Origin of the sequence: Limimaricola sp. AA108-03, assembly GCF_050847355.1 — a bacterium.
Classification (GTDB): Bacteria; Pseudomonadota; Alphaproteobacteria; order Rhodobacterales; family Rhodobacteraceae; genus Limimaricola.
Genome location: NZ_CP193755.1, coordinates 1969229 through 1994839, shown reverse-complemented (window position 1 = coordinate 1994839; position 25611 = coordinate 1969229). Strand labels below are relative to the sequence as shown.

General features: G+C 68.7%; 25 protein-coding genes. 20 read left to right on the top strand and 5 right to left on the bottom strand.

Annotated elements, in window-relative coordinates:
• Positions 1 to 14 precede the first annotated feature (14 nt).
• Genes kynA through ACRAQ3_RS09720 form a run of 8 tightly spaced genes read left to right on the top strand, consistent with a single transcriptional unit; the run spans position 15 to position 6236 of the window.
• A complete protein-coding gene (kynA, locus tag ACRAQ3_RS09755) occupies positions 15 to 788 on the top strand; it encodes a tryptophan 2,3-dioxygenase (RefSeq protein WP_432256276.1) in 774 nt (257 codons plus the stop codon).
• A 35-nt stretch (positions 789 to 823) separates the two neighbouring features.
• Positions 824 to 1960: an ABC transporter substrate-binding protein gene (locus ACRAQ3_RS09750; RefSeq protein ID WP_432254487.1), complete on the top strand. Its 1137-nt coding sequence runs from the start codon at positions 824 to 826 to the stop codon at positions 1958 to 1960.
• 54 nt (positions 1961 to 2014) lie between these two features.
• The gene (locus ACRAQ3_RS09745) at positions 2015 to 2935 is read left to right on the top strand and encodes a branched-chain amino acid ABC transporter permease (protein WP_269395853.1); all 921 of its coding nucleotides are present in this window, start codon (positions 2015 to 2017) and stop codon (positions 2933 to 2935) included.
• Between the two features lie 44 nt (positions 2936 to 2979).
• The gene (locus tag ACRAQ3_RS09740; protein ID WP_432254486.1) at positions 2980 to 3960 is read left to right on the top strand and encodes a branched-chain amino acid ABC transporter permease; all 981 of its coding nucleotides are present in this window, start codon (positions 2980 to 2982) and stop codon (positions 3958 to 3960) included.
• Positions 3953 to 4702, top strand: coding sequence for an ABC transporter ATP-binding protein (locus ACRAQ3_RS09735; protein WP_432254485.1), 750 nt, complete (start codon positions 3953 to 3955; stop codon positions 4700 to 4702). The genes ACRAQ3_RS09740 and ACRAQ3_RS09735 overlap by 8 nt, the downstream gene beginning before the upstream one ends.
• A complete protein-coding gene (locus ACRAQ3_RS09730; RefSeq protein ID WP_432254484.1) occupies positions 4699 to 5388 on the top strand; it encodes an ABC transporter ATP-binding protein in 690 nt (229 codons plus the stop codon). Before ACRAQ3_RS09735 ends, ACRAQ3_RS09730 begins: the two co-directional genes overlap by 4 nt.
• A 4-nt stretch (positions 5389 to 5392) precedes the next feature.
• Positions 5393 to 5848, top strand: a complete 456-nt coding sequence (locus ACRAQ3_RS09725; protein ID WP_432254483.1) for an acyl-CoA thioesterase — start codon at positions 5393 to 5395, stop codon at positions 5846 to 5848.
• The gene (locus ACRAQ3_RS09720) at positions 5838 to 6236 is read left to right on the top strand and encodes a RidA family protein (RefSeq protein ID WP_269395848.1); all 399 of its coding nucleotides are present in this window, start codon (positions 5838 to 5840) and stop codon (positions 6234 to 6236) included. The genes ACRAQ3_RS09725 and ACRAQ3_RS09720 overlap by 11 nt, the downstream gene beginning before the upstream one ends.
• Here the strand turns inward: ACRAQ3_RS09720 and ACRAQ3_RS09715 are convergent.
• From ACRAQ3_RS09715 to ACRAQ3_RS09705, 3 genes are read right to left on the bottom strand one after another with little or no spacing between them, the layout of a single operon-like run.
• Positions 6233 to 6985: a metallophosphoesterase gene (locus tag ACRAQ3_RS09715; RefSeq protein WP_432254482.1), complete on the bottom strand. Its 753-nt coding sequence runs from the start codon at positions 6983 to 6985 to the stop codon at positions 6233 to 6235. The genes ACRAQ3_RS09720 and ACRAQ3_RS09715 overlap by 4 nt on opposite strands.
• Before the next feature lie 37 nt (positions 6986 to 7022).
• Positions 7023 to 8567 (bottom strand): CRTAC1 family protein, encoded by a 1545-nt coding sequence (locus ACRAQ3_RS09710; protein ID WP_432254481.1) that lies wholly within the window; start codon positions 8565 to 8567, stop codon positions 7023 to 7025.
• Positions 8564 to 9829: an ROK family protein gene (locus ACRAQ3_RS09705; protein WP_432254480.1), complete on the bottom strand. Its 1266-nt coding sequence runs from the start codon at positions 9827 to 9829 to the stop codon at positions 8564 to 8566. The genes ACRAQ3_RS09710 and ACRAQ3_RS09705 overlap by 4 nt, the downstream gene beginning before the upstream one ends.
• A 218-nt stretch (positions 9830 to 10047) precedes the next feature.
• Here ACRAQ3_RS09705 and xylF point away from each other — a divergent pair, with 218 nt between their 5' ends.
• From xylF to ACRAQ3_RS09685, 4 genes are all read left to right on the top strand, one after another.
• Entirely contained in the window at positions 10048 to 11082 is a 1035-nt protein-coding gene (gene xylF / locus ACRAQ3_RS09700; RefSeq protein ID WP_269395845.1) for a D-xylose ABC transporter substrate-binding protein, read from the top strand.
• A 98-nt stretch (positions 11083 to 11180) separates the two neighbouring features.
• Positions 11181 to 12506, top strand: coding sequence for a sugar ABC transporter permease (locus ACRAQ3_RS09695; protein WP_432254479.1), 1326 nt, complete (start codon positions 11181 to 11183; stop codon positions 12504 to 12506).
• A gap of 1 nt (position 12507) precedes the next feature.
• Positions 12508 to 13314: an ATP-binding cassette domain-containing protein gene (locus tag ACRAQ3_RS09690; protein WP_269395843.1), complete on the top strand. Its 807-nt coding sequence runs from the start codon at positions 12508 to 12510 to the stop codon at positions 13312 to 13314.
• Between the two features lie 201 nt (positions 13315 to 13515).
• Positions 13516 to 14490, top strand: coding sequence for a hypothetical protein (locus ACRAQ3_RS09685; RefSeq protein ID WP_432254478.1), 975 nt, complete (start codon positions 13516 to 13518; stop codon positions 14488 to 14490).
• Between the two features lie 4 nt (positions 14491 to 14494).
• Here ACRAQ3_RS09685 and ACRAQ3_RS09680 read toward each other — a convergent pair whose 3' ends face one another.
• Together ACRAQ3_RS09680 and ACRAQ3_RS09675 are read right to left on the bottom strand one after the other, a co-directional pair.
• Complete coding sequence (locus ACRAQ3_RS09680) at positions 14495 to 15211, bottom strand: endonuclease/exonuclease/phosphatase family protein (RefSeq protein WP_269395841.1); 717 nt, start codon at positions 15209 to 15211, stop codon at positions 14495 to 14497.
• A gap of 7 nt (positions 15212 to 15218) precedes the next feature.
• Positions 15219 to 16607, bottom strand: coding sequence for a phospholipase D-like domain-containing protein (locus ACRAQ3_RS09675; protein WP_432254477.1), 1389 nt, complete (start codon positions 16605 to 16607; stop codon positions 15219 to 15221).
• Positions 16608 to 16771: 164 nt separating this feature from the next.
• On the opposite strand from ACRAQ3_RS09675, the gene ACRAQ3_RS09670 reads away from it, so the two are divergent.
• The 8 genes from ACRAQ3_RS09670 to ACRAQ3_RS09635 all read left to right on the top strand — a co-directional run bounded on the left by ACRAQ3_RS09670 (position 16772) and on the right by ACRAQ3_RS09635 (position 25603).
• Positions 16772 to 17806 (top strand): LLM class flavin-dependent oxidoreductase, encoded by a 1035-nt coding sequence (locus ACRAQ3_RS09670; protein WP_432254476.1) that lies wholly within the window; start codon positions 16772 to 16774, stop codon positions 17804 to 17806.
• Positions 17806 to 18264: a metallophosphoesterase family protein gene (locus ACRAQ3_RS09665; protein ID WP_432254475.1), complete on the top strand. Its 459-nt coding sequence runs from the start codon at positions 17806 to 17808 to the stop codon at positions 18262 to 18264. The genes ACRAQ3_RS09670 and ACRAQ3_RS09665 overlap by 1 nt, the downstream gene beginning before the upstream one ends.
• Positions 18265 to 18377: 113 nt before the next feature.
• Positions 18378 to 19436 (top strand): C4-dicarboxylate TRAP transporter substrate-binding protein, encoded by a 1059-nt coding sequence (locus tag ACRAQ3_RS09660; RefSeq protein WP_432254474.1) that lies wholly within the window; start codon positions 18378 to 18380, stop codon positions 19434 to 19436.
• 113 nt (positions 19437 to 19549) lie between these two features.
• Positions 19550 to 20071, top strand: a complete 522-nt coding sequence (locus ACRAQ3_RS09655; protein WP_432254473.1) for a TRAP transporter small permease — start codon at positions 19550 to 19552, stop codon at positions 20069 to 20071.
• A 4-nt stretch (positions 20072 to 20075) separates the two neighbouring features.
• The gene (locus tag ACRAQ3_RS09650) at positions 20076 to 21413 is read left to right on the top strand and encodes a TRAP transporter large permease (RefSeq protein ID WP_269395835.1); all 1338 of its coding nucleotides are present in this window, start codon (positions 20076 to 20078) and stop codon (positions 21411 to 21413) included.
• Between the two features lie 7 nt (positions 21414 to 21420).
• The gene (locus ACRAQ3_RS09645) at positions 21421 to 22233 is read left to right on the top strand and encodes an IclR family transcriptional regulator (protein ID WP_432254472.1); all 813 of its coding nucleotides are present in this window, start codon (positions 21421 to 21423) and stop codon (positions 22231 to 22233) included.
• Between the two features lie 92 nt (positions 22234 to 22325).
• Positions 22326 to 24413, top strand: a complete 2088-nt coding sequence (locus ACRAQ3_RS09640; protein WP_432254471.1) for a 3-hydroxyacyl-CoA dehydrogenase NAD-binding domain-containing protein — start codon at positions 22326 to 22328, stop codon at positions 24411 to 24413.
• Between the two features lie 14 nt (positions 24414 to 24427).
• Entirely contained in the window at positions 24428 to 25603 is a 1176-nt protein-coding gene (locus tag ACRAQ3_RS09635; protein WP_432254470.1) for an acetyl-CoA C-acyltransferase, read from the top strand.
• Positions 25604 to 25611 lie beyond the last annotated feature (8 nt).

The following is a 25611-nucleotide window of genomic DNA, read 5'->3' as shown; positions in this document are numbered from 1 at the left end:
CCGACGATCCCGTCATGCGGTTCGAGGGCAAGATGTCCTACACGGACTATCTCGGTCTCGACGCGGTGCTGACCGCGCAGCACCCGCGCACCGAAGAGCATGACGAGATGCTGTTCATCGTGCAGCATCAGGTGACCGAGCTGTGGATGCGGCTGGCGTTGCACGAGCTGGACGCGGCCCGCAGCGCCATTGCCGAGGACCGGCTGCGTCCGGCCTTCAAGATGCTGACCCGCGTGGCGCGGATCTTCGAGCAGATGAACGCGGCGTGGGACGTGCTCAGGACCATGACGCCCAGCGAATACACCCGCTACCGCGACGCGCTGGGGCAGAGCTCGGGCTTCCAGTCCTGGCAGTACCGGCTGATCGAGTTCACCGTGGGCAACCGCAACGAGAAGATGATCGGCCCGCATGAGCACCGTCCCGACATCGTGGAGCGGCTGCGCGCCGAGCTGGCCCGTCCGAGTCTCTACGACACCGCCATCGGCTGTCTCGCCCGCGCCGGCTTCGACGTGCCGGAACAGGCCGCGCATCCCGATGACCGCGTCATGGCCGCATGGACCGAGGTCTACCGCGATCCCGAGACGCATTGGCCGCTCTACGAGCTGGCCGAGAAGCTCGTCGATTTCGAGGACTACTTCCGTCGCTGGCGCTTCAACCACGTCACCACGGTGGAGCGGGTCATCGGCTTCAAGCGCGGGACGGGGGGCACGGGGGGCGTCAGCTACCTCAAGCGGATGCTCGAAATCGAACTCTTTCCAGAGCTTTGGCACTTGCGTACCAATCTATGACCGGCCCCAAGACCGGCATTCACAGGGAGACGAGAATGACCAGATACCTGACGACGACCGCCCTCGCGCTGTCGATGATCGGCGGCACGGCCATGGCCGAACCGGTCAAGGTCGGCATGATCACCACGCTGTCGGGCGGTGGCGCCAGCCTCGGCATCGACACGCGCGACGGCTTCATGCTGGCGGTCGAGGAGGCGGGCAACCCCGAGCTGGAGGTCGTCATCGAGGACGACCAGCGCAAGCCCGAGGTAGCGGTGCAGCTCTCGGACGAGATGATCCAGTCCGAGGATGTCGATGTGCTGACCGGCATCGTTTGGTCGAACCTCGCCATGGCGGTGGTGCCGGGCGCGACGCGGCAGGGCAAGTTCTACCTTTCGACCAATGCCGCGCCCTCGCAGCTCGCGGGCAAGGGCTGCCACGAGAACTACTTCTCGGTCAGCTACCAGAACGACAACCTGCACGAGGCGGCGGGGCAATACGCCACCGACGAAGGCTTCGGCAGCATGTTCATCATGGCGCCGAACTACCCGGCCGGTCAGGACAGCCTCTCGGGCTTCAAGCGCTTCTACGAGGGCGAGGTCGCGAGCGAGGTCTACACCCAGCTCGGCCAGACCGACTACGCCGCCGAGATCGCCCAGATCCGCGACAGCGGCGCCGACGCGCTGTTCTTCTTCCTGCCGGGCGGCATGGGCATCTCCTTCATGAAGCAGTGGGCCGAGGCGGGCATCGACATGCCGGTCGTGGGCCCGGCCTTCTCCTTCAGCCAGGACATCCTGCCCGCGATCGGCGAGGCGGCGGTCGGCGTGAAGAACACCGCGCAGTGGTCCCCCGATCTCGACAACGAGGCCAACAAGGCCTTCGTCGCGGGCTTCGAGGAGAAATACGACCGTCTGCCGTCGCTCTATGCGGCGCAGGGCTACGACACGGCGCGGCTGCTGCTCTCGGCGATGGAAAAGGCCGATATCGCGGATGCGGAGGCCTTCCGCGAGGCGCTGCGCGCCGCCGAGTTCGACAGCGTGCGCGGTGATTTCGCCTTCGGGCCGAACCAGCACCCGGTGCAGGACATCTATGTGCGCGAGGTGATCTCAGAGGACGGTACGCTGACCAACAAGATCGTCGCCACGGCGATGGAGGATCGCGGCGACGCCTACGCCGAAGAGTGCAGCATGTAAGACCCCGCGCGGCGGGCCGTTCCGGCCCGCCGCATCCCTGACGAAAGCGAGCCGATGTCGATGTTATTGCTGATAGAGCAGCTGCTGAACGGGCTTCAGTCCGGGCTGATGCTGTTCCTGATGGCCGCCGGTCTCACGCTGGTTTTCGGCGTGATGGGGCTGATCAACCTCGCGCATGGCTCGCTCTACATGATCGGCGCCTTCGCCTGCGCGGGCGTGGCAGCGGCCACCGGCTCCTTCTGGCTCGGCCTCGCCGCCTCGATCGCGGCGGCCGCGGCGGCGGGTGCGATCGTCGAGGTGGCGGTGATCCGCAGGCTCTACCGCCGCGACCATCTCGACCAGGTGCTCGCCACATTCGCGCTGATCCTGATCTTCTCGGAAGGCACGCGCTGGCTCTACGGCTCCTTTCCGCTCTATCTCAACGTGCCGCCCAGCTTGTCGGGCAGCGTGACCCTGCCGGGCGGCATCCAGTATTCGCTGTTTCGCCTCGCCATCATCGGCGCCGGGCTTCTCGTGGCGGTGGGGCTGTTCCTGCTGATCGGCAAGACCCGGATCGGCGTGCAGGTCCGCGCGGGCGAAGCCGACCGCGAGATGATCGCGGCGCTGGGCGTCGATATCGGCCGCCTCTACACGCTGGTCTTCGCGCTTGGCGCGGCGCTGGCGGGAATGGCGGGCGCGCTGGTCGGTACGATCCAGTCGGTGCAGGTCGGCATGGGCGAGCCGGTGCTGATCCTCGCCTTCGTGGTGATCGTCATCGGCGGCATCGGCTCGATCAAGGGCGCGCTGGTCGGCGCGCTGCTGGTCGGGCTCACCGACACGATGGGCCGGGTGCTGCTACCATCGATCTTCGATCTCTTCATGGAGACCTCGGCGGCGACGAGCGTTGGCGCGGCGCTGGCCTCGATGGCGATCTACATCCTCATGGCGCTGGTGCTGATCGTGAAACCCGGCGGGTTGTTCGGAGCGCGGGCATGAGCGCGGCGGAGATCACGGCGGCGCCTACGGGGCGGGGAGGGCGCATGGCACGCGCGCAGATCGTCAACGCCGCGCTGGCGCTCGGGCTGATCGGCTTCGGCCTCGGCGCCTGGGCGATGGGCGAGACCTTCCTCGTGACGCTGGCGACCAAGGTGGCGATCCTCGCCATCGCCGGCGCCGGGCTGAACCTCGTGCTGGGCTTCGGCGGGCTCGTCTCCTTCGGCCACGCCGCCTATTTCGGCTTGGGGGGCTACACCGCCGGCATCCTCGCGCATCACGCGCTGAACTACACGCCCATGTTCGAATGGCCGGTGCTGTTCGAGGGCACCACCTCGATGCCGGTGATCTGGCTGGTGGCCATGGCGGTGGGCGCGCTGGCCGCGGCGGTGATCGGCGCGCTGTCCCTGCGGACCACCGGCGTCTACTTCATCATGATCACCTTGGCCTTCGGGCAGATGATCTTCTACTTCGCCATTTCATGGCCCGCCTATGGCGGCGAGGACGGGCTGCCGATCTACGTGCGCAACGGCTTTCCGGGGCTGAACACGCTCGACCCGATCCAGTTCTTCGGACTCGTCGTCGCGTTGCTGCTGGCGGTGCTGGGCCTGATCGCCATGCTGGCGCGCTCGCGCTTCGGTCTCGCGCTTCAGGCGGCGCGGCAGAACCGGCAGCGGCTGATGGCGGTGGGCATCCGTCCCGGCGGGGTGCTGCTGGTGGCCTTCGTCATCTCGGGCGCGATCACGGCGCTGGCCGGTGCGCTCTATGCCGACCTCAACCGCTTCGTCAGCCCCTCGATGCTGTCATGGCACCTGTCGGGCGAGTTGCTGGTGTTCCTGATCCTCGGTGGCACCGGGCGGCTCTTCGCGCCGCTGGCGGGTGCCGGGCTCTACATCGCGCTCGAACACCTGCTGGGCGGGGTCAGCGATCACTGGCAGTTCTTCTTCGGGCTGCTGCTCCTGGGCGTCGTGCTGTTTGCGCGCGGCGGCGTCATCGGATTCCTCGCGGGGGGCAGAAAACATGGCTGATCCGATCCTCGACATCCGCGGCCTGTCGAAGAGCTTCGGCGCGCTGAAGGCCACCGACGACGTGTCGCTCGACCTGCGCCCGGGCGAGATCCATGCGTTGATCGGGCCGAACGGGGCGGGCAAGTCGACGCTGATCAAGCAGATCTCGGGCGAGATCGCACAGGATGCGGGCGAGATCCGGCTCGACGGGCGCAGCCTGTCGGGCGTCGACGCGGCCGGGCGGGCGCGGTCGGGCATGGCGCGCAGCTTCCAGGTGTCCTCGGTCGCGTCCGAGTTCACGGTGCTGCAGAACGTGGTGCTGGCCGTGCAGGGTGCGTCGGGGGCGACATTCCGCTTCTTCCGCCCGGTGATGCGCGACGCCGCGCTCCTCGATCCCGCGCGCGACTGCATCGCGCAGGCCGGCCTCACGGGGCGCGAGGACGTGCCCGCGGCGGCGCTGGCGCATGGCGAGCGGCGGAAGCTCGAGATCGCGATGGCGCTGGCGCTCCGGCCGCGGCTGTTTCTGCTCGACGAGCCGATGGCCGGGATGGGCACCGAGGGCGCTCGGGCCTTGGGCGACCTGCTCGACGGGTTGCGTCACCGCGCGCCGATCCTACTGGTCGAGCATGACATGGACGCGGTGTTCCGGCTCTCGGACCGGGTGTCGGTGCTGGTCTATGGCCGCGTCGTCGCCACCGGCACGCCGGACGAGATCCGGGCCGACCCGGAAGTGCAGCGGGTCTATCTGGGGGAAGAGGCATGAACGCGCTTCTGGAAGTCGAGGATCTCTGCGCCTCCTACGGTGCGAGCCAAGCGCTGTTCGGCGTCTCCTTCACGCTGAAGGAGGGCTGCGCGCTGGCTCTGATGGGCCGCAACGGCATGGGCAAGACCACCACCATCGCCTGCATCACCCGAATGATGGCGGCCAATTCGGGGCGCATCGCCTTCGCCGGGCAGGACCTGTCGCGGCTGCCCTCGCACCGCGCGGCGCGGCTCGGCCTGGGCCTCGTGCCGGAAGGCCGCCGCGCCTTTGCCGGGCTCACGGTGCGCGAGAACTTGATGGCCGCCGCGCGGCGCGGCGAATGGACGATGGCGCGGGTCTGTGCGCTGTTCCCGCGCCTTGCCGAGCGGGCCGGGCAGCGCGCCGAGACGCTGTCGGGGGGCGAGCAGCAGATGCTGGTGATCGGCCGCGCGCTGATGACCAACCCGAAGCTCCTGATCCTCGACGAGGCGACCGAGGGGCTGGCACCGGTGGTGCGGGCCGAGATCTGGGCCGCGATCCGCGAATTGAAGACGCAGGGCCAGTCGATCCTCGTGGTCGACAAGTCGCTGCGCGAACTGGCGACGGTGGCCGATGACTGCGTGGTGCTCGAGCGCGGCCGCGATGTCTGGCACGGCGCGCCTGCGGCGCTCTCGGGTGATCTCGCGCAGCAATATCTGGGAGTGTGAGGCGATGGTCTTCACCACCACGCGCAAGGTGCGGTTCGAGCATTGCGACCCGGCGGGGATCGTCTTCTACCCGCGCTATTTCGAGATGCTGAACGCCTGCATCGAGGACTGGTTCGAGGAGCGTCTCGGCCGCAGTTTCGGGGCGATCCACGTCGATGGCGGCTTTGCCGTGCCGACTGCGCGCTGCGAGGTGCGCTTCACCGCGCCGAGCCGGATCGGCGATCCGCTGGAGCTGCGGCTCAGGCCGCTGCGTGTCGGGCGTTCCAGCCTCGATCTGGAGATCGACATCTCCAGCAATGGCGAGGCGCGGCTGCGCGCCGATTTCACGCTGGTCCATGTCGCGCAGGCGACGGGGCGGCCGGCGCGCTGGCCCGACGCGCTGCGCGGACCGATCGAGGAAGACATCGCCCGGACGGGCGCGACAGAACAGACCGAAGGAGAGGCCCCGCATGGGACATGAGATCATCCACCCCGAAGGCTGGGCGCCCGCCAAGGGCTATGCGAACGGCGTGATGACGCCAGAGGGGCATCTCTTCGTCGGCGGCCAGATCGGCTGGACCGAAAACCAGGTGTTCGAAACGCATGATTTCATCGGCCAGATGGAACAGGCGCTGCGCAACATCCTCGCGGTGGTCGAGGCGGCGGGCGGCAAGGCCGAGCACATCACCCGGCTGACATGGTTCGTCACCGACAAGAGCGAATATCTCGCGCGGCAAAAGGAGGTGGGGCAAGCCTATCGCCGGGTGCTGGGGCGGCATTTCCCGGCGATGACCATGGTGATCGTCGCGGGCCTCGTCGAGGACGAGGCGCTGGTCGAGATCGAGGCGACGGCGGCGATCCCGCGCTAGGCCTCGGGTTCGGGGCGCAGCGGCGTCCGGCCAGCGGGCGTCAGCAGCGACACCTCGCGTCCCTCGATCACCGCCGCCGCCAGCGGCCGCCCATAGGCCGCGCCGCCGTCGAGATCGACCCGGTTGCCGAAATGGCGGGGACGTTCGAGCGCGGTGTGGCCATGCACCACCAGCGGGCCGTGATCGCGGCCATCCTCGAGCCAGCCCTTGCGGATCCAGACGAGGTCGTCCTCGGTCTGGTCGGCGAGGGCGACGCCGGGGCGGATGCCCGCATGAACGAAAAGCACCTCCCCGCGTGAATGGGTGAGCGGCAGCGCGGCGACAAAGTCGCGATGCGCGCGGGGCACCTTCGCCACGGCCTCGCGATGCACCTCGTAGAGATCGCGCCCCGCCACCGGTGCCACGCCGTAGCTTTCGAGCGTGGTGTCGCCGCCCAGCCTCGGATCGAGCCAGCCGAGATCCTCGCGTAACCCCGGATCGTGCCAATCGGGATCGTTGAGGAAGCGGTGAAACATCCGGTCGTGATTGCCCAACAGGACGATCCACGGCGCGCCGGCCGCGATGCCCTCGATCAACATCTCGATCACGCCCCGGCTGTCGGGGCCGCGATCGGTGAGATCGCCCAAATGGATCACCGGGCTTTCACCGTCGCCGGTCCGGTCCCGGTCGGCCGCGATGAGGTCATGCGCCGCGCGGAGTTTCTCCGGGTGGCCGTGAATGTCGCCGATGGCGTAGCTGCGTGTGCTCATGGCCGCGAGCCTAGCGTCGGGCGCGGCGGTGGCAAGCTCAGCCGGGCAGGGCGGCGCGGTCCAGTGTGACGATGCGGTCCCCCTCTACCTCGTGCGGGCCCGTGATCGCGCCGTCGGGCCATTCGACGCTGACCCGCGCGCGCTTGGCGGCACCCAGCCCGACATGGAGCGGCCCGAGCTGTCCACCTGCATGGCCGCCGCCGATGGTCCTTTGCAGCGCCTGCCGGCCCGCTTTCGTCTCGACCGTCACTACCGCGCCGATGGCGAACCGGTTGCCGCCGGGTTGGCGCAGATCGAGGCCGAGCCAGTGGCCGGTGCCCTCGCTCGCATTGCGCCAAAGCTCCATCGGCGCGCGGCGGTTGAGAACCACGAGGTCGAGCCGCCCGTCGCCGTCGAAATCGGCGAGCGCGGCGCCACGCGACCGCTCGGTGGTGGCGATCCCTGCCTCGACCGAGGTCTCGGTGAAAGTTCCGTCAGCCTGCTGCATCAGCAGGTTGTTGGGGTCGCGCATGGCATTGGAGGGCATCTGGTCGACATTGCCCTTGGCTATGAACAGGTCGGCACGCCCGTCATTGTCGATATCGCCGAATTCTGCGTGCCAGCCGGTCGAGGGGCGGCCGTCATCGCCGATATGCGGACGCTGCGCATAGGAGCCGATCGAGAAGGGCGCGGCGGCATAGCTGCCATCTTGTTGCGCGAGCTGCAGAAGCTGGTCGCCCATGGAGGTGAGCATCACCTCGTCGCGCCCGTCGCCCGTCAGGTCGCGCGAGGCGATGCCCATGCCCCAGAGCGAAACGGTGGGCCAGCCATCGGCCTCGTCCAGAAACCGGCGCGCTTCGATGTCCCACATCTGCTCGAAGCCGCCGCGCACGTAGTAGTGCCGGTCGTTGGAGATCCTGAGCGCGCGCCGCCCCCGCGCGTCGCGCGCCGCGAGCATCGACAGCGCGCAGAAGCCGGGGCCGAGTTCCTCGGCGCGCCAGCCATCCGCCCCGGGCCGCAGGATCGCGTTCTCGTCGCAGGCCTCGAAGGGGCCTTCCGGGTCGTCGCGATCCACGTAATTCCCGATCGCCATCACCGGGCGCTCATCCGCCTCCCACCATGCGGTGAAGGCGGTGGTCCAGCCGTCGCCCGGGGGCAGCCCCAAGGCCTCGGTCGCATCCTCGAACCGGCAGTCGCCCAGGCCCCGCAGCAGCCGGTTCGGACCGGCGCGCATCACGAAGAGATCGGGTCGGCCATCGGCGTCGGCGTCGAGCGGATAGGCCCCGGTGGTGCCGCGCAGATCGGGCAGGGGCACGGGATCGAAGGTGAGATCGCCGCGGTTGCGCATGAGCCGTGCCGGGGTCTCGCCCCCGGCGGCGAAGATGTCGGGCCGCGCGTCGCCGTCGCAGTCGAACACCGCGACGCCGCCCCCCACGAAATGCTCCCAACCGCCCGCATAGACATGTTCGGGAAGCGCCGCCGAGCGGTCCTCGAAGCGCGGTCCGGCCGGGGCAGGGCCTGCCGAGAGCAGGGCGGTCAGTCCGAGCGCCGCGATCCCCGCGCGACCGATCTCGGTCCCGGTCCGCCGATCCCGCCGCGTCATGCCGAGCGCGCCTCGGCGAGCACCGTCCCGGTGACGTCGGCCAGCGCCAGCGCGCTCGCGCCGCGGGCCCAGACCAGATCGCCCCAAGCGTGGATCTCGATCCGGGCCGGGACGCGCCCCTCGACGAGGGTGAGCTCGCGCATCTCCGACAGCACCTCGTCGGCGTAGAGATAGTCGTAGCGCATCCGTTCGCCCGAGAGGATCACCAGCTCCGGGTCGAACAGCTGGATCACGTTGGACAGGCCGAGCGCGAGGTAGCGTCCGGCGCGGTTGAAGATCGACCGGGCGGCCCGGTTGCCGCTCTTGGCCTCGGCATAGAGCGCGTCGAGCATCACCTGCGGGCTCTGCGGCGACCGGCCCAGCGCCGTGGCCGCCTCGCGGGCCAGAGCGTAATCGGCGATATAGGCCTCGAGGCAGCCACGTTTGCCGCAGCGGCACAGCGCGCCGTCGAGCTGCACCTTGGTGTGGCCCATCTCGAGCCCCATGCCGCGTTCGCCGCGATAGAGGCGGTTGTCGATCACGAGCCCCATGCCGACGCCGTGCTCGATGGTGACCACGGCGAAGTCCGAGCGCTGCCGCCCGACGCCGAACCACAGCTCGGCGAGGGTGAGCATGTTGGCGTCGTTGTCGATCAGCACCGGCAGTCCGAAGCGGCGGCTGGCCTCGGGACCGAGCGGCATGTCCGGGCCCAGATGCGGCGACCAGAGCACGGTGCCGCTTTCGTGGTCGACCATGCCCGAGAGGCCGACGCCCACCGCGAGAAGCTCGTCTCGCGGCCGCCCGGCCTGCGCCAGCACCGCCTCGATCAGCGCATCGATTTCGTGGCAGGTCTGGTCCAGCGTGCGGCGGCTCGGCGGGACCGGCCGCGCGGCATCGGCGAGGATGGCGCCGGAGAAATCGACCAGCACGGCGGTGTTGCGCTCGTCGGAGATCTTGATGCCGATGACGAGCCGACCCTCCGAGACCAGCTCGAGCGCCACCGGGGGTCGGCCCCGCGTCGTTGGGGCCGCGCCGGCGCTCTCGACCTCGCGCAGCAGGCCGAGGCCGATCAACTCCGAGGTCAGGGTGGTGACCGACCCGGCGCTGACGCCGAGGGCACGGCTGATATCGGCGCGGGCGGTGCGCCCATGGGCGCGGACATGCTCGAGGATCTGTTGCCGCAGCGGTCGCGCCTCGCGCTGCGCGCCGGGCAGCAGCGGTCCGACGCCCTGTTGCGGTTCGGCCACGGTATCGTCCGCCTCCGCCGGTTGTGCGTCGATCATAGTTCGATCCCCGAATTATCTGCAGGCCTCCTCCGGCCGATATTCCCGATTTGCTCGAAATGCGGCGCGCCTGCCATCGATTGTTACCGTCTCGGGGCAGCTCTTGGCAAAATATATTTTGACAAGCGAACTAAATATGCGACTGTGTCGGTCAACCGGTCCCTGGGAGGGGATCGGCATCCCGGTGGGACGGGAGACATGTTTTAGGGAGGATACCCATGCGCAACGCAATTCTGGCCGCCGTCGCCCTGACGGCCGGCTTCAGCACGACCGCGATCGCCGAGCAGCACGGCATGACCGTGGGCGTCAGCTGGTCCAACTTCCAGGAAGAGCGCTGGAAGACCGACGAGGCCGCGATCAAGTCCGCGCTCGAAGCCGCAGGCGCCGAATACGTCTCGGCCGATGCGCAGTCCTCCTCCTCGAAGCAGCTCTCCGACGTCGAGAGCCTGATCGCGCAGGGCGTCGACGCGCTGATCATCCTCGCGCAGGACACCCAGGCGATCGGCCCGGCCGTGGACGCCGCCTTCAACGAAGGCATCCCGGTCATCGCCTATGACCGGCTGATCGAGGACGACCGCGCCTTCTACCTGACCTTCGACAACGTCGAGGTGGGCCGAATGCAGGCCCGCGCCGTGCTCGAGGCCGCGCCCGAGGGCAACTACGTGATGATCAAGGGCTCGCCCACCGATCCCAATGCCGACTTCCTGCGCGGCGGCCAGCAGGAGGTGCTGCAGGAGGCGATCGACAGCGGCGCCATCACCATCGTCGGCGAGGCCTATACCGACGGCTGGCTGCCCGCCAACGCCCAGCGCAACATGGAGCAGATCCTGACCGCGCAGGACAACCAGGTCGACGCCGTGGTCGCCTCGAATGACGGCACCGCCGGCGGCGCCGTGGCCGCGCTCACCGCGCAGGGCATGGACGGCATCCCGGTCTCGGGTCAGGACGCCGACCACGCCGCGCTCAACCGCGTCGCGCAGGGCACGCAGACCGTCTCGGTCTGGAAGGACAGCCGCGAGCTGGGCCGCGAGGCCGGCGAGATCGCGATCGAGCTGGCCGGTGGCGCCGAGATGAGCGCGATCGAGGGTGCCGAGGAGTGGACCTCGCCCGCGGGCACCACGCTCTGGGCCAAGTTCCTCGATCCGGTCCCGGTGACCATCGAGAACCTCGACGTGGTGGTCGATGCCGGCTGGATCGATCAGGAAACCCTGTGCCAGGGCGTGACCGGCGACGTTCCCGCCTGCGCCGAGTGATACGCGCCGCCCCGGCCCGGTGATCCGGGCCGGGGCGTCACGCCCCCATGACCGCGCGCGCTCCCCCGCGCCGCGCCTCTCCGTCCAGGAGCCCCCACATGTCCGATACCGATACCGTCCCCAACGCCGCCCCCTCGGGGCAGCGGCCCGCGGACAAGGCGCCCGCGCGCTCCTTCCTGAACCAGCTGGAACTCGACCTGCGCCTGCTGGGCATGGTCGGGGCCTTCATCATCGTCTGCGTCGTGTTCAACGTGCTGACCGATGGCCGCTTCCTGACCCCGCGCAACATCTTCAACCTGTCGATCCAGACCGTCTCGGTGGCGATCATGGCGACCGGCATGGTGTTCATCATCGTCACCCGCCACATCGACCTCTCGGTCGGCGCGCTGCTGGCCACGGCATCCGCCGTCATGGCGATGATGCAGACCCGCTGGCTGCCCGACATGATGGGCCTGCCGCTGGGTCACGCGGCGCTGCCATGGCTGTCGATCCTCGCGGGCTTGATCACCGGCGCGGTGATCGGCGCGTTCCAGGGCTGGCTGGTCGGTTACCTCACCATTCCCGCCTTCATCGTGACGCTGGGCGGGTTGCTGATCTGGCGCAATGTCGGCTGGTACATCACCTCCGGCCAGACCATCGGCCCGCTCGACGAGACCTTCCAGGCCTTCGGCGGCATCAACGGCACGCTGGGCGCGCAATGGAGCTGGATCGCCGGCCTTCTCGCCGCCGTCGTCGCGGTGCTGGCGCTGTGGTCGGCGCGGCACAACAAGATCGGTCACGGTTTCCGGGTCAAGCCGATCTGGGCCGAGGCGGTGGTCATGGCCATCATCGTCGGCGCGATCCTCGGCTTCGTCGCCATCCTCAACGCCTACGAGATCCCGAGCCGGGTGCTGGCCCGCGACTTCGCCGCGCGCGGCGCGGAGATGCCCGAGGGCTTCACCGCCTCCTACGGCATTCCCTACTCGGTGCTGCTGCTGATCGCGGTGGCGGTGGTGATGACGGTGATCGCTCGCAAGACGCGGCTCGGCCGCTACATCTTCGCCACCGGCGGCAATCCGGACGCGGCGGAGCTGTCGGGCATCAACACCCGGCTGCTCACGGTCAAGGTCTTCGCGATCATGGGCACGCTCGTCGCCATCTCGGCCGTGGTCGCCTCGGCGCGCCTGACCAACCATTCCAACGATATCGGCACGCTCGACGAGCTACGCGTCATCGCCGCGGCGGTGATCGGCGGCACGGCGCTGTCGGGCGGCATCGGCACGATCTACGGCGCCATTCTTGGCGCGCTGATCATGCAGTCGCTGCAATCGGGCATGGCCATGGTCGGCGTCGACGCGCCCTTGCAGAACATGGTCGTCGGCACCGTGCTGGTCGCCGCCGTGCTGATCGACATCATCTATCGCCGCCGCGTCGGAGGGAAGTGACATGGACAAGCAATCCGATCCCCGCGCCTCTGGCGCACCCGATCCGCGCGCCTCTGGCGCAACCCCCCTCGTCGAACTGAAGGACATCCGCATCGCCTTTGGCGGCGTGCAGGCGGTCGATGGGGTGTCGCTCGATCTCTACCCGGGCGAGGTGGTGGGGCTTCTGGGTCATAACGGCGCCGGCAAGTCGACGCTGATCAAGATCCTCTCGGGCGCCTACAAGGCGGATTCGGGCGAGATCTGGATCAACGGCGAGAAGGCCTCGATTCACAGCCCTCGCGACGCACGGCGCTACAATATCGAGACGATCTACCAGACGCTGGCGCTGGCCGACAATCTCGACGCCGCCTCGAACCTGTTCCTGGGGCGCGAGATCGTCACTAGGATGGGCTTTGTCGACGATGCCAAGCAGGAGGCCGAGACGCGCAAGATCATGGCGCGGCTCAACCCCAATTTCCGCAAGCTTTCGGAGCCGGTTTCGGCGCTGTCGGGTGGCCAGAGACAGTCGGTGGCGATCGCCCGCGCGGTGTATTTCAACGCCAGGATCCTGATCATGGACGAGCCGACCGCGGCGCTCGGCGTGCACGAGACGGCGATGGTCGCGGACCTGATCAAGGAGTTGAAGGCGCAGGGTCTGGGCATCTTCCTGATCAGCCACGACACCCGCGAGATGATGGAGCTGTGCGACCGGGTCTCGGTGATGAAGAACGGCCAGCTGGTCGGCACCGAGCGGGTCGAGGACGTGACCGAGGACGATATCCTGTCGATGATCATCATGGGCAAGAATCCCAAGCGCGACGCCGCCTGAAGCCGGGCGGGACGCAGCGATGTTCCGGCCGTCCCGCAAGGGGCGGCCGGATTTTCATTTCTGCCGCTGAGCCGGACCTCTGCATATCGAACCTCGCACGCGCTGCGTGGTTTGCGCCACGCTCGCTCCCGAACGGCTTGCCGTCGCGGCAGCGGCCGCTAGGGTCTGGCCAGCCGGGCGCGTCGCCCGAGGGAGCGGCAGATGCAGACCGAACAGTTTCGAGAGATCGTGGAGGAAGCGCGCAGCGCTCCTTCCGCTCTCAACACGCAGCCCGCGCGCTGGCGCCGCAAGGGCGACACGATCCTGATCGGTTGCGACCCCGCCGCGACGCTGCCCGTCTCCGACCCGCATGGCATTGCCGCCGGCCTCGCCTGCGGCGCGGCGGCGGAGGCCACGATCCTCGCGCTCTCGGCGCGGCGCATGGGGGCGGGCTTTACCGACCTCTGGGGCCAGGACGACCGGGAGACGATGCCGGGGCTGCGGCTGGCGGCGCGGATCACGCTCGAGGCGCAGACCGACCCGGACCCGCTGGGGCGGCAGCTGCCGCTGCGCTTCAGCGATCGGGGGCCCTACGAGCCGGGGCCGGTGGATCTCTATGGCTGGACCCGCCGCGATGCAATCCTCGTCACCGACGCGGGACGTCGCGACTGGCTGGCCGATCTGCATGACCGGGCGGCGATGGCGCATCTGCGCGACGGCGCGGCGCGGCGCGAGCTGCTGTCGTGGCTGCGGCTGAGCCCGCGCCACCCGCGCAAGCGCCATGACGGGCTCGACCGGGCGACGCTGCGGCTGAGCCCGCGCGCCGCGGCCGAGGCACGGCTGGTGCTGGGCCCGTTGTGGCGCCCGGCGGACATGCTTGGACTGACCGACCGGCTGGTGGGCGAGACCATGCAGATCCGCAGCAGCGCGGTGATCGCGCTGTTCCATCGGCCCGTCGCCGACAGTCCGGTGACCGCGGGCCGCGCCTATCTGCGATTGCTGCTCGAAGCCTCGAAGCTGGGCCTCGCGGGCTGGCCGATGGGGGTGCTGACCTCGCGCCACGACGCGCGGGAGGAGGTGGCGCGGCATGTCGGAATCGATCCGGAGCGGCGGCTGATGCAGGTGATCCGTTTCGGCCCGCCCGGGACGCATCCCGATCAGCGGGCACGGCGGCCTCTGGAGGAGCTGATCGTCTGATCGCTCAGACGTGGTGCAGATCGGCCCAGATCGGCAGGTGATCCGAGGCCGCGGGGGCGGGCTGTTCGTGCCAAACGCCGCTTTCGGCGATCACCAGCCCCGGGCCGGTCGCGATCCGGTCGAGCGCGGCCACGGGGCGCCGAGCGTGAAAGCTGCGTCCCGGCGCGTGTATCTCGAAGTGCCGCGCCAGCCGGCCCAGCCCGACCCGCTCCGACCACTCGTTCATGTCGCCCGCCAGCACCGTCGGGCGTTCGGGCATCCGGTCCAGCTCGTCCATGATATGGGTGAGCTGCAACCGACGCGAGCCGCGCAGCAACCCCAGATGCAGCCCGCCTACCCGCAGAGGCCCCGCCGGCGTGTCGAGATCGGCGGCGATCGCGCCGCGCGGCTCGAAGCCCGGAAGCACCATCCGGTGCAGGTCCCGCACCGCGATGCCCTCGCGCACCAGCATCGCGTTGCCGTGCCATCCGAGGCTCTTGGCCGATTGCCCGAAATCCACGACATGCAGGCCGCCGAGCTGCGAAAGCTCGGTCAGCGGGATCGCGGTGGGCCGTGCCCCGAGCCGCAGATCGGCCTCCTGCAGCACCACGATATCGGCCTCCATCGCCGCGATGACGTTGCAGATCCGGGCCGGGTTGCGGCGTCGGTCGGTGCCCAGCGCCTTGCGGATGTTGTAGCTCACCAGCCTGAGACGGCCGGGACGAAGATGGGGCTGGGTCATGGCATCCTCACAGCATCGGCGCGCCGAGGCGGAACACCCCCTCGGCCAGCCTGCGCCCGAGGCCGGGGCGGCGCACGCCCTCGCGGCACAGCGCCGTCTCGGCCGCGAACCAGTCGGCCAGGAGCGCGACCGATCCCGCATCATAGACGAAGACCGCCACTTCGAAATTGAGCAACATCGAGCGCACGTCGAAATTGGCCGAACCGGCCCAGGCCGCGTCATCGATCACGCCCGCCTTGGCATGGGTCATCTGCCGTGGCAGCTGCAGCACCCGACCGCCGGCCTCGTCGAGGCTCCGCAGATAGGCGCCGCGCGCGAAATCGGCGATCCGCTGGTTCGAGCGGGCAGGGACCATGACGCGCACGTCGACGCCTCGTCGCGCCGCGGTGCACAGCGCCGCGTTGAGCGGCTCGGTCGGCAGGTAGTAGGGCGTGGCGATCCAGATCCGGCGGGTGGCGGCGTGGATCATCTGCACCAGAACGTCGTGCAGTGGATCGAGATGGGTATCGGGCCCCGACGGGACGACCTGCACCACCGCATCGCCGGGCCGCTCCTCGACATGCAGCTCCGGCAGCGCGTCGGGGTTGTCTTCGACGACTCCCCAATCGGCGCGAAACAGGTCCCACAGCACCTCGACCGAGGGCCCTTGAAGCGTGAAGGACAGGTCGCGCCACAGCTCGGGGTCGCGCGGTCCGCGACCGGTCTGAAGCGGCGTCCCCATGTATTCGCAGCCGACATTGCGACCGCCGGTCCAGGCGCGGGCACGGTCGGCGATGATCATCTTGCGGTGGTTGCGCAGGTTCATGTGGCCCTTCAGCGGCCAGTTCAGGAAGGGCTGGTGCCAGCGCAGTTCGCCCCCGGCCGCCTCGAAGCGCGCCAGCGCCGCGCGCGGGCACCAGAAGCCGCCCAGCCGGTCGATGATCAGCCGCACCTGCACGCCATCCTCGACCTTGGCGGTGAGCCGGTCGACGAAATCGCGGCCGATCTCGTCGTCGTGGATCAGGTAGAAGGTGATGTCGAGCTCGTGCCGGGCGCTCGCCACGAGGTCCCGCATCGCTTCGCGCGCATGGGCCGCGTCGCGATGCAGCTCGATCTTGTTGCCGGCGCTGGCGGGCGGCACGCCATAGGCGCGGAACGCCTCCGAGGGGCCGCCGGCGGGGTCTGGCCGGTCGCGACCGGCGGAGGAGGAGAACCGGATGAAGGGGTGGCGGGTCCGGGTCTTGCGAAACCCCAGCGCGAAGAACAGCGGGATCGCGGCCCAGGGCAGCAGGATGATCGCGAGAATCCAAGCCGCCGCCGATTGCGGGGTGCGGCGCTGCTGCAGCAGCATCACCGTGGCGAGCAGCGCGAGGCCGATCCCGAGCAATGTGAAGAGGAACGTGTCGTAGGTGAACAAGCGCCCGGAATCCTTATGCTCCATCAAGATGTGGGGGAAACGCCGCCCTTGCGCAACGGGGTTCCGCGCCGTCGGACATCGATGCACAGATCATGCGCGAAAGCGACAGTTGGACCGGGCGGGGCGGGCCGCTAGCTCAGTCTCGTCAGGAGCGGGAGAACACCATGGAGCTTGGCCTCTACACCTTTGGCGACGTCGGCACGGACCCGGTCACCGGTGCCCGGGTCGACCCGGCGCTCAGGCTGTCGCAGCTGGTCGAGGAGATCGCGCTTGCCGACGAGGTCGGGCTCGACGTGTTCGGACTGGGCGAGCATCACCGCCCAGATTACGCGGTGTCGGCCCCGGCGGTGGTGCTGGCGGCGGCGGCCGGGCGCACCCGGCGGATCAGGCTGAGCAGCGCCGTCACCGTGCTGTCCTCGGACGATCCGATCCGGGTGTTCCAGCAATTCGCGACGCTCGACAATCTCAGCGGCGGCCGGGCCGAGATCATCGCCGGGCGCGGCTCCTTCATCGAGAGCTTTCCGCTCTTCGGCCACGACCTCGAGGATTACGAGGACCTGTTCGAGGAGAAGCTGCAGCTCTTGATGGCGTTGAACGAGGGAGAGGTGATCCGCTGGCCCGGCAGCACCCATACCCACGCGATCCCCGGGCGCGGCGTCTATCCGCGGCCCGTGCAGGAACGGCTGCCGATCTGGCGCGCCGTGGGCGGTTCGCCGCAATCGGTGGCCCGCGCCGGTGCGCTGGGCCTGCCGATGGCGCTTGCGATCATCGGTGGCGAGCCGGCGCGGTTCGCGCCCCTGTTCGACCTCTACCGCAAGAGCGCCGCGCAGGCGGGGCAGGAGCCCAGCGCGTTGAAGACCTCCCTCAACGTGCATGGCTTCGTGGCCGAGACCAGCCAGCAGGCCGCCGACATCATCTATCCGGCGCAGGCCGAGGTGATGAACCGGATCGGCCGGGAGCGGGGCTGGGGTCCCACGAGCCGCGCCCAGTTCGATGCGGCACGCGGCCCGGGGGGCGCGCAGTTCGTCGGCAGCCCCGCCGAGATGGTCGACAAGATCCTCGCCACGCATGAGATCTTCGGATTCGACAGGCTGCTGATCCAGATGGCAATCGGGGTCTATGACCACGCGCAGCTGATGAAGGCGATCGAGCTTTTCGGCACCCGCGTCGCGCCCGAGCTGCGCCGCGCCACGGCCTGATGCGGATCGGCGTCATCTCGGACACGCACGGGCTCCTGCGACCCGAGGCTCTCAGGGCGCTGGCCGGGGTGGACCACATCCTGCATGGCGGGGATATCGGCCGCGAGGACATCGTGACGGCGCTGGAGGAGATCGCGCCGGTCACGGCTATCCGGGGCAACATCGATACCGCGCCGTGGTGCCGGCGATTTCCCGAAACCCGCGATATTGAGCTGGACCGGCTGCGGCTCCACATGCGGCATGACCGCAAGACGCTCGATTTCGATCCCGCTGCGCGGGGTTTCGACGTGGTGATCAGCGGCCATTCGCACAAGCCGCAGATCGAGAGACGGGGCGGCGTGCTCTACCTCAACCCCGGTGCCGCCGGACCAAGGCGATTCAAGCTGCCGATCACGCTGGCCATTCTGGAGCCGGGGCCGGATGGGCCCATCGCCGAGCTGGTGCCGCTTCTCGATTGAGGCGCGTTGCCGCGCTGCGGCGTATGCAACGGGTTGCCAGAACGGTACTGCTCTCGTAGGTTTCGTTTAGCAGAATACAATTCTACTATGCGAAATTCAGGGAGGAGACTGAAATGACGCGATTTCTGAAGGCGGCCCTCGCCTCGACGATTCTCGCCGGTGCCACGCTCGGCTCCGTCGCCCATGCCGAAACCACGCTTTTCTTCGGCGAGGCCGGTCCCAACCGCGGTGCTCGCGCCGAGGCGCTGAACTGGTTCGTGGAGGATGTGAAGACCCGCACCGATGGCGAGCTGAACTTCGACGTGCAATGGGGCGGCGCCCTGTTCAAGGCCGATGCCGCGGCCCAGGCCGTGGCCGATGGCGTGGCCGATGCGGGCACCATCATCGGTGTCTACTTCCCGCAGGAAATGCTGGCCTACGGCATCGCCGACCTGCCGGTGCAGAACCCCGATCCTTGGGTCGGCATGAAGGCCACCGACGAGCTGATGCGCAATTCCGAGGCGATCCAGGCGAACCTCGCCGATCAGAACCTCGTATATCTGGGCACCTACACCACCTCGGCCGTGCATATCGGCTGCAAGGGCACGGCGATCCGCTCGGTCGAGGACATCGACGGCCTCAAGGTCCGCGGCGTCGGCGCCTATGGCAAGACCTTCGCCGATTTCGGCGCCAACCTCGTCAACATGTCGATCTACGACGCCTATCAGGGCCTCGATTCGGGGCTGCTCGACTGCAGTCAGGGCTATTCCTACGCGGTCGGCGCGTTGAACCAGCAAGAGGTCATGGACAGCTACACCATGCTCAACTGGGGCCAGGTCGGTGCGCTGGGCATCTTCATGAACAAGGACGCCTATGACGCGCTCCCCGAGGATCAGCAGCAGGCGCTGATGGAGGCGGGCAAGGGGCTTTCCGACGAGTTCGGCCGCCTCGTGAACGCCGACAACGACGCCGCCATCGAGAAGATGAAGGAAGCGGGCGTCGAGATCATCGAACTCCCCGAGGCCGAGCGCGCCAAGCTCGTGGAGAAGGGCAACACCTATCTCGAGGAGTGGGCCGCGCAGGCCGATGCCGCCGGTCTCGACGGTGCGGCGCTGCTCGAGGAGTACCGCAGTCTGATCGCCAAGTATCAGGCCGAGGTCGACGAGAAGGGTTACCCCTGGGAGCGTGGCTGAACCACGCCCCATGGGAGCTTCGGGCGGCGCGCCTCACCCGCGTCGCCCGTCTTTCACCTGACCATATCCGCTGATGACCGCCGGGGCCCGGCCCCGGCGCCAAGGGAGTGCGCATGCTGAGCCGTATCGAAAGCTTCCTGCTCAACCTCGCCGCCGCGGCGGTGATCGGGCTTGGGCTGCTGATCACCACCAGCGTGGTGCTGCGCGCGACGCTGAACTCGGGCATCCCCGACACGATCAACATGGTGCGCGAACTGATGGTCGCCGCCATCGTGCTGCCGCTTGCGGCCACGGCGGCGGCGCGCGGCAACATCGTGGTCGAGGTGCTCTCCGAGCGGCTGCCGCCGCGCACGCAGGATTGGCTGGTGGTGCTGGGCTCGCTGGTCGGCCTCCTGGCGCTGGCGCCGCTGATCTGGGCCGGCTGGAACGAGGCGGTGCACACGCTGAAATCGGGAAGCTACTTCTTCGGTCAGCTGTCCTTGCCGAAATGGCCGGGCCGCGTGATCTTCCTGTTCGGCGTCTCGTTCTGCTGGCTGCGCCTCGCGATCCAGATGGTGGGCGACATCCGCACGATCCGCTCGGGCGGCCGGGTGCTCGTCGATCCTTCCAAGCACTCTCCCCACGAAGAGGTCTGAGACCATGGACGGCACTCTCATCGGTCTCGTGGCCTTCGGCGCGGTCCTGTTCCTCTTGGCGCTGCGCGTGCCGATCGCCTTCGCGCTCGCGGCGATCGCCACCATCGGCACCTTCGTGATCTTTGCCTTCCGCACCGGCGCCTTCGCGCCGGAGCGGGCGATCCGGCCGACCACCTCGCTGGTCTTTTCCAACAGCTTCGATCTCATCCACAGCTACGACCTGTCGATGATCCCGCTCTTCGTGGCGCTGGGCCACATCGCCTACCGCGCCGACATCACCACCAAGATCTACCATGCCGCGCGGGTCTGGCTCGCCCGCGTGCCCGGCGGCGTCGCCATGGCCTCGGTCGTGGGCTGCGGTGGCTTTTCGGCGATCACCGGATCCTCGATCGCCTGCGCCTCCACCATGGGCCGCATCTGTACCCCCGAGATGCTCTCGGTGGGCTATGACAAGCGCCTCGCCACGGCGAGCGTCGCCGCCGGCGGCACGCTGGGCTCGCTCATCCCGCCATCGGTGCTGTTCATCATCTACGGCATCTTCACCGAGACCTCGATCAGCCAGTTGTTCCTCGCCGGTATCCTGCCGGGCATCGTTTCGCTGCTGGGCTTCCTGCTGGTGATCTTCATCTGGGTAAAGCGCGACCCGGCCTCGGCGCCCGCCTATACCGGCACGATCTCCATGGCCGATCGCGGCCGCGCCGCGCTCGAGGCCTGGCCCGCCGTGCTGCTGTTCGTGATCATCGTCGGCGGCATCTATGGCGGCATCTTCACCGCCACCGAAGCGGCGGCGGTCTGCGTCTCGGCGGCGGTGCTGATCGGGCTGGTGCAGCGCAAGCTGACGCTGCGCGCGATCTGGGAGAGCTTGCGCGAGACCTGCATCCAGACCACCTCGATCTTCCTGATCGCGGCGGGGGCCAAGATCTTCGTGGCCTTCATCGCGCTCACCGGCGTCGCGCCCGACATCGTCGAGGCGGTGACCGCGGCCGAGCTGTCGCCGATCCTGCTGATGGCGGCGATCGCGCTGATCTACCTCGCGCTGGGCATGTTCCTCGATCCGATCGGCATCATGGTGCTGACGCTGCCGCTGATGATCCCGCTGATCGAGACCTACGGCTTCGATCTGATCTGGTTCGGCGTCGTCGTCATCAAGCTCCTGGAGATCGGCCTGATCACGCCGCCTGTGGGCCTCAACGTCTTCGTCATCGCGGGCGTGGTCGGGCGCGACGTGCCGATCGACCGCATCTTCGCCGGCATCGCGCGGTTTTTGTCGGTGGACGTTCTGGTGCTGATCCTGATCATGGCGGTGCCGGCGCTGTCGCTGGTCATCCCCTATTCGATGTGAGGCGCCCATGAAGATCACCGACGAAAGCCAGGACCGCCGTTTCGCCACAACGCTGGCGCGGGGCCTGTCGGTGCTGCGCGCCTTTCGGCCTTCGGACGACGGGCTGGGCAATGCCGAGATCTCCGAGCGGACCGGCCTGCCGAAATCGACCGTCTCGCGGCTGACCTTCACGCTCCAGTCGCTGGGCTATCTCACCCATGCGCGGCGCCACGACCGTTACCGCCCCGGACCGGCGCTGCTGGCACTGGGCAACGTGGCGAGCGCCTCCATTTCCTTCGTCGAGCTGTCGGGGCCGATCATGCAGCGCGTGGCTGACGAGACCGGCACGCTGGCGCTCCTGTCGGTGCGCGATCGGGGCCGGGTGCTGATCACCAAGACCTGGCGGCCGCAGAATGTCTCGTCGATCTGGCTCGAGGTCGGGCACCGGCTGCCCTTCAAGGGATCGAGCTCGGGCCACGCGATGCTGGCCGCCCTGTCGGAGGAGGGCTTCGTCGAGGCCGTCGCCGATGCCGAGGGGCATCGCGGCCTCGACGAGGAGACGGCGCGCGAGGCCCGGCGCGAGGCCTATACGCAGCTCGTCACCGAGGGCTTCGTGATCGCGAACCCGGCGGTCTATTTCGCTTCTAACATCCACGCCGTCTCGGTGCCGTTCCAGTCGCGCGACCTGAGCGAGCCGGTGGTCTTCACCTGCGGCGCCATGCCCAAGGATCTGAGCATGGAACGGATGAGGGGCGAGGTCGGGCGGAAGCTGCAGGCCGGGGTGCGCGAGCTCGAGCGGATCATGGGGCAGGGGCCGTTCCTGACCCGGCACGAGATCTGAATGCCGTATCAGTTCCGCATTGCGGAATTAAGATTTGCATGTTGAAATAGATTGGCGCGGCCGATAGGTTGAGGCCGGAGAGGGAGGACCAGATGGCAGGTACAGTGCATTTCGAGAGCCGGGGCCGGGTCGCGGTCATCACGGTGGATCATGCGCCGGTGAACGCCTTGGGCCGCGACGTGCGGGCCGGGCTGGTGCAGGCGATCGAGCGGTTCGAGGCCGATGCCGCCGAAATCGCGGTGATCCACGGGGCCGGGCGGCTTTTCATCGGTGGCGCCGACATCTCCGAATTCGGCAAGCCGCCGCAGGAGCCGTCGCTGCCCGAGGTGGTGAACCGGATCGAGGCCTGCACCAAGCCGGTCGTCGCCGCGATCCACGGCGCGGCCTTGGGTGGCGGTCTGGAGATCGCGCTCGGCGCGCATTACCGCGTCGCCGTCCCGGGCGCGCAGCTGGGCCTGCCGGAGACGAAGCTCGGCGTGATCCCCGGCGCCGGCGGCACCCAGCGCGCGCCGCGCCTCGTCGGCGCCGAGGCCGCGATCGAGATGGCCACCACCGGCACCCCGGTTTCGGCCCGGAAGGCCGTCGAGCTGGGGCTGGTGGATCGTCTCGGCGAGGGCGAGGCGCTCGAGGCCGGTCTCGCCTATGCCGAGGAACTGCTGCAGCAGGGCGCAGGCCCGCGCCCGGTCCGCGACATGGCCGCGCCCGCGCATGACGCCGCGATGTTCGAGGCCCGCCGCGCAGCGCTGCAAAAGAAGCTGCGTGGCGAGGTCGCCCCGCTGGCCGCGCTCGACGCGATCGAGGCGGCGACCAAGCTGGGCTTCGACGAGGGCCTCGCCGAGGAACGCCGTCAGTTCATGAAGATGATGGAGACGCCGCAGCGCGCGGGGCTGATCCACGCCTTCTTCATCGAGCGCAAGGTCGCCAAGCTGCCCGAGATCGAGGGCGTCGCCCCCCGCGACGTATCGGCCATCGGCGTCATTGGCGGCGGTACCATGGGGGCGGGCATCGCCACCGCGGCGCTCTTGCGCGGCCTGACCGTGACGCTGGTCGAGCGCGACGAGGAGGCCGCATCCCGCGCCCGCGCCACCATCGAGAAGAACCTCGCCGCCGCCGTGAAGCGCGGGAAGCTGAAAGAGGACAAGCGCGACGCGATCCTTGGCAATGCCCTCTCCTGCGTCACCGGCTACGACGCGCTGAGCGGGGCCGACGTGATCATCGAGGCCGTGTTCGAGAGCATGGACGTCAAGAAGGACGTGTTCCGGGAACTCGACCGGGTCGCCAAGCCCGGCGCGGTGCTGGCGACCAACACCTCCTATCTCGACATCGACGAGATCGCGCAGGCGACCAAGCGTCCGGAGGACGTGATCGGGCTGCACTTCTTCTCGCCTGCCCATGTGATGAAGCTTCTGGAGGTCGTGGTCGCCGACAAGACCGCGCCAGAGGTCACCGCCACCGCTTTCGCGCTCGGCAAGAAGCTGGGCAAGGTCTCGGTTCGTGCCGGCGTCTGCGACGGCTTCATCGGCAATCGCATCCTGTCGCATTACCGGACCGCCGCCGATCACATGATCCTCGACGGCGCCAGCCCCTACCAGATCGACAAGGCCCTGCGCGATTTCGGCTTCCCGATGGGCCCCTACCAGGTCGGCGATCTCGCGGGGCTCGACATCGGCTACATGACGCGCCAGCGCAAGGCCGGTCAGCGCCACGAGCGCGACCGTTACCCGGGCTGGGCCGACACGCTCTACGAGATGGGGCGGCTGGGCCAGAAGACGCAGCGCGGCTACTACATCTACGACGAGGAAAGCCCGCGCGGCCGCCCCGACCCGGAGGTCGAGGAGATCATCGCGGCCGAGCGCGAGAAGCAGGGCGTGAGCCCGCGCGACTTCACCGACGAAGAGATCGTCGCGCGTTACATGGCCGCCATGGTCAACGAGAGCGCCCGCGTGGTCGAGGAGGGCATCGCGCAGCGCCCGCTCGATGTCGATGTGACGCTGCTCTACGGCTACGGCTTCCCGCGCCATCGCGGTGGCCCGATGCACTATGCCGACACGGAAGGCCCTGCCACGATCCGCGACCGGATCAGGCAATACGCCGCCGAGGACGATCACTTCTGGCAGGTGGCGCCGCTGCTCGACCGCCTCGCCGACGAGAATTCCACATTCGCCAGCCTGAACGGCTGAGAGGGAGAGACGACATGACCGACGCCGTCATCGTATCCACCGCCCGCACCCCGATCGGCAAGGCCGCCCGGGGCGCGTTCAACATCACCCATGGCGCCGACATGGCGGGCCATGCCGCCCGTCACGCGGTCGAGCGCGCCGGTATCGATCCGGCGCTGATCGAAGACGCGATCTTCGGCTGCGGCTACCCGGAATACGTCACCGGCGGCAACATCGCCCGTCAGGCGGTGATCCGTGCCGGGATGCCGGTCTCGATCGCAGCGACCACCGTGAACCGCTTCTGCGCCTCCGGCCTGCAGGCCATTGCCATGGGTGGGCACATGATCAGCCAGGAGGGCGCGAAGGCGATCCTCGTCGGCGGCGTCGAGAGCATCTCGATGGTGCAGCCGCCCGTGCGCCATTCGCGCAACGCCTGGATCGAGGAGCACAAGCCCGAGATCTACCACGCGATGATCGAGACCGCCGACACGGTGGCCAAGCGCTACGGCATCTCGCGCGAGGCGCAGGACGAGCTGGCGCTGTCGAGCCAGCAGCGCACCGCCGAGGCTCAAAAGGCCGGGCGCTACGACGCCGAGATCGCGCCTATGGAGGTGACCAAGGCGGTCAAGGACAAGGAAACCGGCGAGGTTTCCCACGTCACCGAGACCATCTCGATGGACGAGTGCAACCGTCCTTCGACCAATCTCGAAGGCCTGCAAAAGCTCCAGCCGGTGCGCGGCGACGGCAACTTCATCACCGCCGGCAACGCCAGCCAGCTCTCCGACGGCGCCGCCGCGCTCGTCATGATGGACCGCAAGGAGGCCGAGCGCCTCGGCCTAGACATCCTCGGCGCCTTCCGCGGCTTTGCCGTGGCGGGCTGCGAGCCCGATGAGATGGGCATCGGCCCGGTCTTCGCCGTGCCGCGTCTCCTGGAGCGTCAGGGCCTCACCGTCGACGACATCGACCTGTGGGAGCTGAACGAGGCCTTCGCCTCCCAGGCGCTCTACTGCCGCGACACGCTGGGCATCGACAACGATAAGCTCAACGTCTCGGGCGGCTCGATCTCGATCGGCCATCCCTTCGGCATGACCGGCGCGCGGATGACCGGCCACCTGATGATCGAGGGCCGCCGTCGCGGCGCCAAGCTCGGCGTCGTGACCATGTGCATCGGCGGCGGGCAGGGTGCTGCCGGCCTGTTCGAGATCTACTGAGAAGGGGG